Source organism: Methanoculleus formosensis (assembly GCF_025384765.1).
Taxonomy (GTDB): Archaea; Halobacteriota; Methanomicrobia; order Methanomicrobiales; family Methanoculleaceae; genus Methanoculleus; species Methanoculleus formosensis.
In genome coordinates this window covers 1-12943 of the sequence record NZ_VHLL01000016.1, presented here as the reverse complement: position 1 = coordinate 12943, position 12943 = coordinate 1, and the positions used below count along the sequence as shown (strand labels likewise).

Annotated in this window: 9 protein-coding genes and 2 pseudogenes; 7 read left to right on the top strand and 4 right to left on the bottom strand. The window is 49.7% G+C overall.

The window, feature by feature from the left end:
* Both FKB36_RS13360 and FKB36_RS13355 read right to left on the bottom strand, forming a co-directional pair.
* Positions 1-103: pseudogene (locus tag FKB36_RS13360) on the bottom strand (GDP-mannose 4,6-dehydratase); the annotation flags it as partial.
* Positions 104-245: 142 nt separating this feature from the next.
* Positions 246-383 (bottom strand): annotated as a pseudogene (locus FKB36_RS13355) (NAD-dependent epimerase/dehydratase family protein); the annotation flags it as partial.
* Between the two features lie 612 nt (positions 384-995).
* On the opposite strand from FKB36_RS13355, the gene FKB36_RS13280 reads away from it, so the two are divergent.
* The gene (locus FKB36_RS13280; protein ID WP_261598571.1) at positions 996-2396 is read left to right on the top strand and encodes an ATP-binding protein; all 1401 of its coding nucleotides are present in this window, start codon (positions 996-998) and stop codon (positions 2394-2396) included.
* 237 nt (positions 2397-2633) lie between these two features.
* Here FKB36_RS13280 and FKB36_RS13275 read toward each other — a convergent pair whose 3' ends face one another.
* Together FKB36_RS13275 and FKB36_RS13270 are read right to left on the bottom strand one after the other, a co-directional pair.
* On the bottom strand, positions 2634-3098 hold the full coding sequence (locus tag FKB36_RS13275; protein WP_261598570.1) for an NAD-dependent epimerase/dehydratase family protein: 465 nt from the start codon (positions 3096-3098) through the stop codon (positions 2634-2636).
* Positions 3099-3625: 527 nt separating this feature from the next.
* A complete protein-coding gene (locus FKB36_RS13270; RefSeq protein ID WP_261598569.1) occupies positions 3626-4864 on the bottom strand; it encodes a PIN domain-containing protein in 1239 nt (412 codons plus the stop codon).
* Positions 4865-5168: 304 nt separating this feature from the next.
* On the opposite strand from FKB36_RS13270, the gene istA reads away from it, so the two are divergent.
* The 6 genes from istA to FKB36_RS13245 all read left to right on the top strand — a co-directional run bounded on the left by istA (position 5169) and on the right by FKB36_RS13245 (position 12721).
* Positions 5169-6413, top strand: a complete 1245-nt coding sequence (gene istA, locus FKB36_RS13265; RefSeq protein ID WP_261598568.1) for an IS21 family transposase — start codon at positions 5169-5171, stop codon at positions 6411-6413.
* Positions 6410-7042 carry an IS21-like element helper ATPase IstB gene (istB, locus tag FKB36_RS13260; RefSeq protein WP_315901845.1) on the top strand — a complete coding sequence of 211 codons (633 nt, stop codon included), beginning with the start codon at positions 6410-6412 and terminating at the stop codon, positions 7040-7042. The genes istA and istB overlap by 4 nt, the downstream gene beginning before the upstream one ends.
* A 16-nt stretch (positions 7043-7058) precedes the next feature.
* Entirely contained in the window at positions 7059-7184 is a 126-nt protein-coding gene (locus tag FKB36_RS13350; RefSeq protein ID WP_315901844.1) for an ATP-binding protein, read from the top strand.
* 149 nt (positions 7185-7333) lie between these two features.
* Entirely contained in the window at positions 7334-11272 is a 3939-nt protein-coding gene (locus FKB36_RS13255; protein ID WP_261598567.1) for a P-loop NTPase, read from the top strand.
* Positions 11273-11329: 57 nt separating this feature from the next.
* Positions 11330-11599 carry a hypothetical protein gene (locus tag FKB36_RS13250; protein ID WP_261598566.1) on the top strand — a complete coding sequence of 90 codons (270 nt, stop codon included), beginning with the start codon at positions 11330-11332 and terminating at the stop codon, positions 11597-11599.
* 3 nt (positions 11600-11602) lie between these two features.
* Positions 11603-12721, top strand: a complete 1119-nt coding sequence (locus FKB36_RS13245; protein WP_261598565.1) for a hypothetical protein — start codon at positions 11603-11605, stop codon at positions 12719-12721.
* The last annotated feature ends 222 nt before the right edge of the window (positions 12722-12943 follow it).

Genomic DNA, 12943 nt, shown 5'->3' with positions numbered 1-12943 from the left:
ATGACCCCGGAGCCGGGGTGTCGCCGTAGACCGAGGAGGCGCCAACCACGGCCGGCACCCCGCAGTCCTTCGCCGCGACGAGCACGTCGAGCGTGCCGGTCACGTTCGCCTCGTTCGAGGCGAGGGGATCCTTCACCGACCGGGGCACGGACGGGATGGCCGCCGAAGATGCCGGCCGCGCCGGGGAACGTATCCATGAGCAGGTCGAGGTCGGTGATGCTCCCCTCGACGAACGTCACCCGGGGGTGGTCGAGGAGGTGCTCGATGTTCACCCGCCGGCCGGTGGCGAGGTTGTCGATGATGACGACGTCGTGGTGCTGTGCTAAGGTGTCTGCAAGGTTTGAGCCGATGAAGCCGGCCCCGCCGGTGACGATATAGCGCATGAAGAATCTATGGCGGGGACTGGTTTAGCGCTTTCTGAATCGAACCGGGATTCCGGTCCGCCTGGGTTCTGGTACAGGCCCGGAGGATGAGCATTCGAGTACCTGAGGAAAGGATCCCCTGGTCTACCTCTCCGGGCTGCCTGTTAGAGTTAGAATTGACAGGTTTTTTTTCTCCGCGGGCTCACGGACGGGCATCGAGCGGGAAGACCCCCGGCGCACGCCGGGGGATGAGAGCAGCGCCTCCTCTTCGGGTTCATGTTAACCCCGCACGGCCTACCTTCATATCAGAGGGGGTCTCACATGACTCTATCGTATGCTGCGGGATACTGCACCCGACTGGAGATCAGAAAATTTTGATCGCCAAACTGATCGGGCACTCCCGTTTTGTCTACCTAGAAAGCGAACCTGCCCGGACCGTGGCACCGTCCACGACCGGGACATCAACATCGCGATCAATATCAAACAGTTCGCAACTGCAGGCGCACAACGCGCCGCTCGAACCTCCAGACTCGCTCCCGCTGAGGAGGGGGATGATGCCCGGGAAGTTTCCGTCCGAAATGGCGGGGTAGTTGACGTTACTGAAAAGAATGATTATAGTGGGGCGGCGATCGCATGGTCATCCACGAATCCGACACGGTAGAGTTCAAAAAATCCCTCTCCCTCATCGAACCGGCGCTCAAGTCGATCTGCGGGTTTCTCAACCACCATGGGGGCATCATTTCGTTTGGCAGGATGAATTCCGGAGCCGTTGTAGGTGTTGATCCCACTGACCATTCGCTCCGCAAACTCTCACAGCAGATCACCTCCCGGATAAAGCCGGAAACCTCGCCGGATATCCGTGTTCTGGAAGAACTGGGGAAGTCCCTGATAATCATCGCAGTCCCAGAGGGGACGAACAAGCCGTACTTCCTTGATGGCATCGCGTACATACGGGTTGGGACCGAGAACCGTGTCATGCCTCCGGACGAACTGAAACGGATGATCCTCAATGATTATGCTGTCCCCTGGGATGATCAGCCTTGCAGGGGCGGAGAACTCGATGATATCGATGCCGCTTCGGTCAGGGCGTTCCTTGAGCGGGCGCAGTGGGCGCGGAGATTTGATGGCGATCCAACCATACCTGTCGGGAAGGCGCTGGATAAACTTGGCGTGCTCAGCGGAGGGGTGCCGACCAATGCAGCTATGCTGTTCTTCGGGAAAGACCCGCAACGGTTTTTCATCCAGTCGGAAGTCCGTTGCGCCAGGTTCAAAGGTGAAGAGATATCAAGCACCTACCTTAACATGAGCGTCTTGCGTGGCAGGATAGATCAGGTCATCGAGGATGCCGGCCGGTTCATCGAAGAAACTGTCCAGAAAGCCGCATGGGTTACTCCGGGAAAGATGCAGCGGGAGGAACACTGGGAATATCCGCCCGATGCCCTGCGGGAAGCGGTGATCAATGCTGTCTGCCATCGTGACTACACCACATCAGGCAATGTCCAGATCAGGATCTTCGATAACAGGGTGCAGATCTGGAGCCCGGGTGAACTACCGGACGGTGTCACGGTGGATCTTCTAAGAGTCGAACATGCCTCGCGCCCGCGAAACAAGACCATCGCGAGGCTCCTGTTCCTTGCCGGGTATATTGAGCAGTGGGGTTCAGGTACGCTCAGTATGATCGCCGCATGCAAACGAGATGGCCTCGCGGACCCACAGTTTAAGGAGACCGGCAGTGATTTCGTCGTCACCTTCAGGCGTTCAACGCTCAACACGCTTCTGGAAGATCCGGAATTGCTCAACGAACGGCAGCGTGGAGTTATAGAATACCTCAAGTCGCATCAGTCCATATCGACAGAGATGTACGGAGACGTCTACGGATGCACCACGCGGACAGCCCGGCGTGATCTATCTACCCTTGCTGAGATGGGCATAATTATTGTGAAGCGGGAGGGGAGGCTGCGGAAATATCTACTCAACCCTTCATTCCGGTCATTGCGGACAATTGCGGACAATTGCGGACAAAACCGGGACTGAAGGAAGCAGTATAAAATCCATATCCTGTAGCGTAACTGCCAAAAACCGAAGAATCCGCCCCCGATCCAGATAGTAGCATGCGGACAATTGCGGACAGCCGGCATGTGGCGGTCGCACACTCCACCATCCCTTACGTAAAGGCAGCCTTCGCGCCCCTGTTTACTTTCAGTCCGCGCATGCCCCTCCTTTAACTATCCCATCTTCTCCAGACTCTCCTACGACACCATCGCTCCTTAACTACGGCGAGATCCCCGCTGCCGGACCCGGAACCACCACTGCGCCGTCAGCGTCGAGCGGGGCAAGCCATGGCCCTGGTCCTCCCGGGGTGTCGCCGTAGACCGAGGAGGATGAAGCGGCGACGACGGCGGGCACCCCGCAGTCTTTCGCCGCCACAAGCACGCTCACGGTGCCGGTCACGTTCGCCTCGTTCGAGGCGAGCGGGTTCTTCACCGACCGCGGCACCGAGGGGATCGCCGCCTGGTGGAAGATGCCGTCCGCGCCCGGGAAGACCTCCATGAGGAGGTCGAGGTCAGTGATGCTCCCCTCGATGAAGGTCACCCGGGGGTGGTCCAGGAGGTGCTCGATGTTTTCCCGCCGGCCGGTGGCGAGGTTATCGATGATGACGACGTCGTGGTGCTGTGCTAAGGTGTCTGCAAGGTTTGAGCCGATGAAGCCGGCCCCGCCGGTGACGATGTAGCGCATGAAGAGTTTATGGCGGTGGGGCGGTTTAGGGGTTTCTGAATGCTAGAGGTGTTAGAAACCCCTCCCGATAGGTGCTCTCACTTATTGCGTATGCTTCGACACCTCCATCTCCCTCGGCTCCGTTGACAATATGGATTTGGTGGACCGTATCGCGGTACTCGCGCATGCACCAGCGTTCAAACAACTGATTGCATAACGCTTCGAATGCTTCCCGCGGATCCCGATTTCTGGTCTGAAATTTTCCCAAAGCGTCAATAGCGTCACTCGTTAGGATCGGGTACCTCTGAGGAGTATTTAATGGTATGTCGCCGGAACAGTATGCTATTGAACAACCTCGCACGATATAATCAGCAATTTTAGAGTTTAACGCCCGAGGACTGGCTCCAAAAACTACATCCAATCAAGATTGACTTTACTACTTTATTTTGCAGATGCGACGATGAGGATAAACCCTCGTCAACACTATCGCTGGAATCGGAGATTCAAAGAATGTCGACGAGGTTAAGCTCCACCGGAACTCTGGAAGTCTATTGTTCTATATCTTTATCCGCCTTAGTTTCAACTTGAGTTTCTTCGATGGTGTAGTCTTTTTTCTGAGAAGATTCGTCTGGAGCACTCTCTTCTTGATTTTCGTTTACGTCTCCTTCAAGCCATTCGCTAGTCTCAGAATCATACCCTGTGGACAGGTAGTTTAAATTCCTAGATGGGCTATCCAGTAGTCTCTCAACCATGTCACTCTGCCTCATAAAAGGTGATATATCCATTGCTCTGGCTAGACTGTTCCATCTCGCAGCTGTTTCAGCTACGCTACCTAGGCTTGCCACATATGACTTATTTACTTCTTCGGCTAGGCTACTTAAGCCTGCAAAATGTGACCAATCTATTGCTCTGGCTAAACTGTTCCATCTCTCAGTTGCTTCATCTATGCTACCTAGGCTTGCCATATATGACTTATTTGCTTCTTCGACTAGGCTACTTAAGCCTGCAATATGCGACCTATCTATTGCTCTAGCTAAACTGTTTAATCCTTCAAGAGTATCGCTCAAATCGGTAGCCATATAGAGGATTCGCTTTTTTTGTTCTTCTTCAAATTGAACCAATTTGTCTGAAGGCTCCTCCCCAACATATTTCAAGGCCTCAGATAGAGTTTCAACAATAAATAGAGATTTTTCTGTCTTGCTTCGATATTCATCGATAAGGAATGTTGAATAATCTTTAAAATCCCCATCCCGAGAAATTAGGATCAAGTCGTCTGTAACATGTTCCAACAGTGACTCCCAAATAATTCCATCCCCGAGTGAATCTTTTTTTGAACTTATTGGTGGATTCCCAGCTAGTTTCCTGAAAAACGCCTTTTGAATTAAAGCATCACTTCTCTCGATTTTCATGACACTTGCGCTATTATACAACTGAATGAATTGGCTGAAAATAGGGTCTTTTGAACTATCAACGATCATTTCCTCAATTTTCTGAATTAGAGATTTTTTTATTTCAATGCAATCCTCTTTGATCTTTTCAAGTTGATTATATTCTGTAGAAGATCGGACCAATGACGTTGGATGTATCTCAATTTTGTAGTTCGTTTTTATATTGGATTTTAGCCTGCGTAATTTCTGATCCCGATTCCGAAGAAACTCATCGTATACTTGACGTGGAAAGACCGATTTATCTTTAACTTTTTCAATATCTTTAAAAATCTCAATTGTGTCTTCATTTGATTCATAAAGTCCTAGAAATATATTAGTATCTATGAATATTTTTGTCATACCGATACAATCCCTTGCTTAACCTTTGAGTAGAGTTTGGAACACTTCAATTTATCCATTTAATTCTCTTTATCCTTCGACCATATGGACGTAATTGCCAAGAATGATTTGAGAAATGCCTGTCTAGATTTAACGCTCTCATCCAGTACTTTTCACTCTATGAGTTCGTTCTTGCTTGAGTTGCATGACACTAAATCGTTCCAGACCTTTGCTGGTGTCATCGGCGGTGTAAATTTGTACACTTATCGGCGGTCTAAAAGTGTACACCTACGAACCCTCACGCACGCACTTGAGGGTCGTGGCAATGTTCACTGTGGAGGAATTTTTCGTGATCCGAGACTTACATCACCAGGGGCTGAACATCAGCCAGATCTCACGAAAGACCGGGTATCACCGAAATACGGTACGGAAATACCTTGCTGCACAAACCGTGCCGACATCGGCACCCCGCAGGACACGACTGAGCAAACTCGATCCGTTCAAGGAGTATATTCAGCAGCGTATCTGTGAATACTCCTTGAGTGCCGCCCGGATCTGCCGTGAAATTCAGGATATGGGCTTTGACGGGAAATGCACCATCGTCAAAGACTATATCCGCACGATCCGCCCTCAAGCACCGGTACAGGCAGTTCTCCGGTATGAGACGAAACCCGGCGTCCAGGCACAGGTAGACTGGGGAGAGTGCGGCCGGATCGAGGAAGATGGTCGCGTACGCAAGGTCTACTGCTTCAGCATGATCCTCGGGTATTCCCGGATGCGGTACATGGTCTTCACCCTTTCCACCGACGTCTCCGCCCTCATTCAATGCCACCTGCACGCCTTCGATTACTTCGGTGGCTACACCGAGGAGATCCTGTATGACAACATCAAAACGGTGATTCTCAAACGGGCACTCCGTGCCAGCGACCACCAGTGGAACCCGAAGTTCGAAGACTTTTTCCGGTATCATGGGTTCGTGCCCCGGCTCTGCAGACCCTACTGCCCCCAGACTAAAGGAAAGGTCGAAAACTCCATTGGCTATGTCAAACGTGATTTCCTCCTTGGAGGAACCTTCAGTTCGCTTGACGATATGAACCGGCAGCTCCTGCAGTGGCTCAACCGGGTCAACGCAACGCCTCACGGGACGACGAACGAGATCCCGTTTGAGCGGCTGCGCCAGGAGAATCTGAAACCCATAACGGCGATCCCGGCCTACCGGTTGCGGAGGGAAGAATACCGGAAGATCTCGCGTGAAGCCTACATCTCCTATCTTGGCAACCGCTACTCGGTGCCCTACCGCTATGCTGGAAGGGAAGCTGTTCTGGAACTTCACGACGACCAGATGACCATCCGGGTCGGTACCGAAGCCATCTGTTTGCATATCGTCGTCCCCGGACATGCCCGGGTCATCCGGGAGAAGAAGCACTTCTCTGGCCTTCTCGGAGAGGCCATGCGATGCAATTCGCAGTCCAGAGCGGCCTCACGGCCGCTCTTTACGATGGCTCCTCCGCAGGTAGAGCACCGGCCACTCTCTGTCTATGACACGTTTGCCGACGAGGTGAGATCGTGAGCACTCTGGTCTATGAACGCGTCCATGATAATCTGAAACGTCTGAAGTTGGCGACGATCGAGTCGCTCTTGGACAACTACCTTGAGATTGCTGCAAAGGAGGAGCGATCGACCCTTGAAGTCCTCGACTATCTTCTGGATCAGGAAGTGAAGAGCAAGGAGGATCGTGCCCTTGAGTTCCGGATGCGGTTGGCCGCGTTTCCGATGGAGAAGCGGCTGGATGATTTTGATGTCAACTTCCAACCCTCCCTCGATCCGGCGGTGATCCGGGATCTCGCCTCGTTACGGTTCATCCATCATGCGGAGAACGTGGTGTTTCTCGGGCCTCCGGGAGTCGGGAAGACGCATCTTGCCCTGGCTCTCGGCCACGAGGCTGTGAAGCAGGGATTCCGGGTCTACTATGCGAATGCATCCAGTCTCATTGAGCGTCTCATGAAAGCGAACCGGGAGAATAAGCTCGAAGAGCGGATCAAAGGCCTTACGAAGTTCCATCTCCTGATCATCGACGAAATGGGCTATCTTCCCTTCAATAGCGAAGGTGCCCACTGTTTCTTCAGCCTGATCTCACGGCGGTACGAGAAGTCGTCGACGATCTTCACCTCGAACAAGTCGTACGGGGAGTGGGGGTGAGATCTTCGGCGACCATGTGATCGCTGCTGCGGTTCTCGACCGGATCCTGCACCACTCAACCACGATCAACATCAAAGGCGATAGCTACCGGCTGAAAGAACGACGAAGACAGGGGATCTTCTCCCACACCCTGCCAGGATGAGTTTCGATACCATTATGCGATCAGGTGTACACTTGTATTCCGCCCAAATCTGTACACTTTTGCGCCGCCGTTGACACTGGGCGACTATTCTGAGTACGAACGTATTTCATACTGCTCTAATAATGATAGATCATTCATGGTGGGCATGGATGATTGAGGGGATAATGGGTAGCCTCATAACTGCGGCACTGATAGAATGGGCTAAAAAGTTCGGTGCGAATGCGTTTCGTGAGAAAGACATCAGCGACTGGATGAGATCCTCCGACTTTGCGGAATTCGTTGACAAGAAGGTACGCTCTGAAACACCTCCAGAACCTGCTCCCAACCTTGCGGTCCTAGCTAAGTTCTTTCCTTCTGATATAGTGCCACTCATTCTAGAGCAGGTCTTCGAAGAGAATGATAAGAGCCTGTCTGAACTTAAAGAAGAGTTTGTTGCAGCGTTTGAAGGCTATATTCCGGATTCTGAAGTTCGAAATCCTGAATTTGCCCGTTGGTTGTTTAATGTGCTGAAATCAGCATTCAAATCTTTTCTCTCTGTAAAAGCAAGAGAAGGAAATCCTGTCGCGATTGAACGTCTCCGTGTATTGCAGCGCAAGGAGGAAAAGGAGGAGCACAGGGAGATCAAAGTGGGGATAGAGAAACTCCAGCGATCCGCTGAGCGCTCTACAGGCGGGCAAATTCAGAAATTCATCCGATGGCAGGAATACTTCAGTCGCGTTGAACAGCACTTAATGCCCCTGGATACAGGACCCCGGTTAAAGCAGACTGGGTACTACCTGAATAAAGTAAAGGAGTTCTTGGCTGACAACCACAATAAAATCCTTGTTCTCCACGCCCCAGGCGGGTCTGGAAAATCACACCTGCTCCGTCAGATCGCGTTCGATCTCGAAGAAAGGCATCCAGAGTATATCATACTCTCAGTAACACCAGGTTACCCGAACCTGGAGAGTGCCCTCCCGGGCGAGTTGGATGGCGACAGACGATATCTCCTGCTATTTGACGATGCAGACAGATGGCATAAGGAGTTCGCTCCACTCTTTGCGTATGTAAAATATCAGTCTTCGAACGTGAAGATAATCCTCACAACACGAACTGCGGGCCTACGAGGCATCCAGACCGTTCTTAACGAACAGTTTTGCCAAGATCTGACTGAAGAGATAAGGATCGGAAATAGGAGCGAGGATGACCTCAGAGAACTGTTACGGTTTGTTCTCGGTGGCAGACACCATAATAAGGAGGGACTGATTGTTTCGATGCTCCCGAATCCCTATCTTATCGTCTGGGCTGGAAATATCATCAACGGAGACCCAGGGATTACAGTTGAAAGACTGCGGCGAAAATTCGCTGATGATCTGGAGTTTGAGACCACCCGATCGCTCATGCCGGAATTCGATAAAAGAAGAGTTAATGAAATCCTGGCAGATCTTGCGCTGATAGGACCTTTTAGGCGAAACGATAGGGCTGTTCTCTCGCTGCTAAGGGAGAAATTTGATCTTGCTGAAGAGAGGGTGCAGGCCCAGATCGATCAGATGGTAGAGAATGGCATCCTCAGGGAGGTTGGTTACTCGATAAGGTTCAATCCGGATATGAAGGGCGATCTCTACCTTGCGCACTACATTGATCAGATCCGTAACTTTGACGCGTTGAGCGAGTGGATAGAGTCTTGGGAACCACGTTTTAATGACAAAATTCTTACAAATCTTGAGGCGGCTTCAGGGTTCTGTGAAGAAGATGTCATTAAGGATGTCATTAAGGATTACTTCGCCTCGTGGATCAATAAAGCCATTGCAGAGTCGAAAGATCTCTCGGGCTATCACCGGACAGAGTGTCTGGAGGCTCTCTCCAAGTTCTGCTATCAGGTTCCTGAAGAGTCGATCGACCTCATGTACACTTATATCGACACTCCCCCTCCTGAGGATAATGGTGATGCTCTCGGTATCCTATCTCCGACTCAGGATACCTATGGAACTGTAGTGGTTCGGCTGATCCATGCTGGATTCTCACGGGGAGAGATATTCGATCTTCTTGAGCATATCTACAAAAATGTCCCTAGTGGACGGTACTTCAATTATACGGTGGAATCCGTAGTCGCTGAGACCGTCTCTCCTTTCTACAATACACTTGATAGGATCCGTGAGACATTGACCTTATTGGAGAATAGGCTTGATGCGGAGAACGAATTTTCCATCGTTGCGCTTGGGAAGGCCCTCTCAGAGACATTGAGAGCAGCTCACGAGATGAGTTATCTATCATCCCCAAACACGATTACTTGGGATATACGACCACTTCCAGCAACCCCTGCTGTCCTTGAAACCCGGGAACACGCAATCTCGATACTAAAGAGGATGCTTTGTCATCAATCAGTGCAGGTAAGAAGGAAGGCCGTTGAGATCTGTGGGGAGATCGGTTCCATGTCCAGGGATGATGGGGAATGTCCACTCTCAGAGAGAATTGCAGAGGAGCGGAGGATCATTTTAGCAGAGTTCGAGCAGTTGGTCCCGCGTGAAACTGATTATGGGATGTTATGCGATATCGAGAGTCTCCTCTTCGGGTGGTGGCAGTACAAATTTCCGGGTGCGGAAGATGCTGAGTCTATTTTAAAGGCGTTTCCGCGTTCCACGGAGTATATCCTCTATGGTCTTTTGTTCTACTCAAGACCGCTGCTCTTCTCATTCAACCCGGAGACGATACCTTCAGGTGAGGGGAGACGTGATTGGTGTTTAAATGTGGACTCCAGTTTCGCAGTTTTTACAGATGCATTTACCGAATTCTGTGGATCTATCGTAAGTTATCTCTCAACTAAATACTCGGATGTCAATTCTGTTACTACTTTGCTCCAAGAACTCCAGGTCTACTTGGAGCACGCAAATTTAAATTTTCGCCAGTTGGAGTCGTTATTGTCCTCGTGGGTCGCAAAAGATCCCGGCATATTCTTCGAATTGCGCGATCGGGAGCATACCTGGAGTGAACTGCCGATTGAATTCAAGAATGCCATTGATCTCGGGCTGTGCACTCACGATCCCAAACAATTAGATTCCTTTGCGGGTGAAGTACTGGTTGCTCTTCAAAACGTAGACTTCAGAAGAATAGAGCGCTTTATATGGCTCATGACAAGATATCCTCCAGATGAGGCCAGAGTCAGAGGTTGGCTGATCAAACTGATCGATACTGGTGAAAGAGATATCCACCTGACACTTCTCTATAATCTATGGTTATTCTCCTCCCGCTTTGAGAATTACGAGATTTGCTTAACGTCCTATCTGAATATCTTGAGTTACTACGAGACGATGGATGAAAAACTCCTTGATCTTATTGCTACGTATGTATTACACGATCTGAAAGAGAATGAAGACCGTCTGGATAGCCATCAGAAAGAGTCTATCAAAAGTTGCTTCAAGGAGAAACTAATCGCTACTTCTTCGCTTGGGAACGGTCCTGAACATCATGTTCAGACGTTAATAAATTACATTCTCACCGAGAAAGAGGATATTCTGGATTTTATCCGCCAAAGGACTGAGAGGAAGCGGAATGCACGTAATTACCAGGTACTTCCTCTGAATGGGGTTTCATTCTTGATGAACGTAAAAGAGTGTGCTGAATTAGAGCCTATCCTTGATGAACTGTTCACTCTTATGAACGAGAGACTCATATATCGTGAGCAACTCTCTGTTCAATTGAGATCAATCGCATCTTTGAAACACCAGGTGTCAGGAAAGTTATGCCTTGAAGAGCATGCTGAACACTTGCTGAGTGAAGGTAAGGTGGATGACGCCCTGTTCCTCTGCTCTATTCTTTTCTCCCAACCCGGAACCGAGGGAACTATCCTCAAGATCTTGGATGATGCGATTGCCGCTGGTAAAAGGGAAGATATCAGGAGACTATTTGGTGGATACATCCGGTATGATGTAATCACGTTCATGGGTGACCATTCACCTGACCTTGAGCGCAAAAAAGAGGCTATTTCCCGTTTATTGAGCCTTGCACCCCGGGGAAGCCTCCGGGCAGTTCTTCGCGAGGCGTTACAAGGGGTTGATGCTGAGATTCAGAGTGTAAAAATGGAATATGAAGAGGATCTTGTGGAGAGGTAGCATCGAGAGGGTGCAGATGAAACATGGATTGTTTAACCCGCTTAAAACTGGTGCGCTATGACCCTGAACGATGAGAAAAGCATGGATCGTTTGTCAGACTCCGAAGCAATCGATCGTGTATTCAATGATCTGATCTGGATATCAAAAGACGCCGATTGCTTTGTCGCGGTTGATTATCTTACCCATATGGCAGAAGTGGGTTCTACAGAGACTGAAGCAGTTGAAAATTTAAAGCAAGCGATCAGAGAGCATATCAGTGCTGTCAAAAGCATCTTAGAGCAGATGAGAGATTTTGATCGAGCATTTCGGGAAGAATATGGAAGGTAACTAATGTCGCGGCTTCCTGACTTACCTCTTCAGACGGTGCTTGATTTATTGCGAGAATTTGATTATTCTGAGATGCGTAGAAATGATCGCTATCTTCACCTCAAACATATCGATGACAGTATAGTGGTCACGATTCCCAATAGAACCAAAGTCCATGGAGCCATCCTCCGGTCTGCTCTATGTCAGGGTGGGATCCCAGAGAAAGACTTTATTGAGGGATTAAAGGGAATCATACCTGTCTTCGGCAAAGAATCTGTTATTGTCCATGTGGATATCCTTGGATTTAAGTCATTGCTCACTGAGGCCAAAAAAAACGAGTCCAAGTTCGATGAAGTGCTTAACCACTATCATAGTGCCCTGAGATCCGCATTTTCCAGTATCAAATCAATGACAGAGAGGAGGCACAAGTTCAACTGGAGGCGTATCTGTCATGTGCGCGTATATACCGATAACTTATTGTTTATCTCTGAACTGGAGAATCAAACTGAAGGTGAACCGGATTTTGGGCGGGCACTCGATGAGATCGCGATGTATCAGTTAGAACTGGCTATAAGAGGGTATTTTGTTCGGGGAGGTATCGTTTTAGAGAGATGTTACTGCGATGAGGTGACTGTGTTTAGTCCAGCTCTCGCGGATGCGGAAGATATTGAAAAAAGCGCCTATTTTCCCCGGATCACCCTTGAGAGTTCTGCTAAAGAAAAACTCCTAAGATATCTAGAGTGGTATCATGCCCCGGCGTTTTGTCATTTTGCTGATACGATCATTATCGATCCCGATGGCACATGGTTTATCAACTATTTGTACGTCCTCAGGTGGTTCAGTGATGATATGATGGACATGATGGAACGCCATGGTGAAAAACTCCCTGTATCTGAAGGACCTTATTTTCCCGCAGCGATCTCTGATCTTCATCTGCATAGGGATCATATCAGGAAACGGTTGGCGGAGTTTAAGGACAATCCTGCGATCTTTCGAAAGTATCTCTGGTTGGCCTGTTACCACAACTGGTTCTGTTCTACGTATTTCTCGGAGGATGGCGATGCTGAGATTTCAGATGTTGGAACTACGCTCACATTTGAGAGTTGTTTTGCAGCAAAATCCGAAGTTAATCACAATAACTGATTATGGAAGGTAGTCCTTTCCCCAGTAGAGGTACCAATAAGGCGGAATGCAAAGAGATCGCACCACACAACAAAGTCTTACTTAAAACTAGAATTGGTAACGTCTCAGATCTTCTGTAATTTGCCTGAGCCCCGTCTCCTTGCCTGATCATTCCTTCTCCATGGTCAAATACCTTCTGCCGGTGACCCACTCCTCGTTGATGTCCATCAGGATAGATCCGAC

Excerpts from the sequence above, each read along its gene's own strand:
- FKB36_RS13245 (WP_261598565.1), top strand. The coding sequence starts at position 11,603 with ATGTCGCGGCTTCCTGACTTACCTCTTCAGACGGTGCTTGATTTATTG.
- FKB36_RS13250 (WP_261598566.1), top strand. The coding sequence starts at position 11,330 with ATGACCCTGAACGATGAGAAAAGCATGGATCGTTTGTCAGACTCCGAA.
- istA (WP_261598568.1), top strand. The coding sequence starts at position 5,169 with ATGTTCACTGTGGAGGAATTTTTCGTGATCCGAGACTTACATCACCAG.
- FKB36_RS13270 (WP_261598569.1), bottom strand. The coding sequence starts at position 4,864 with ATGACAAAAATATTCATAGATACTAATATATTTCTAGGACTTTATGAA.
- FKB36_RS13275 (WP_261598570.1), bottom strand. The coding sequence starts at position 3,098 with ATGCGCTACATCGTCACCGGCGGGGCCGGCTTCATCGGCTCAAACCTT.
- FKB36_RS13280 (WP_261598571.1), top strand. The coding sequence starts at position 996 with ATGGTCATCCACGAATCCGACACGGTAGAGTTCAAAAAATCCCTCTCC.
- FKB36_RS13255 (WP_261598567.1), top strand. The coding sequence starts at position 7,334 with ATGATTGAGGGGATAATGGGTAGCCTCATAACTGCGGCACTGATAGAA.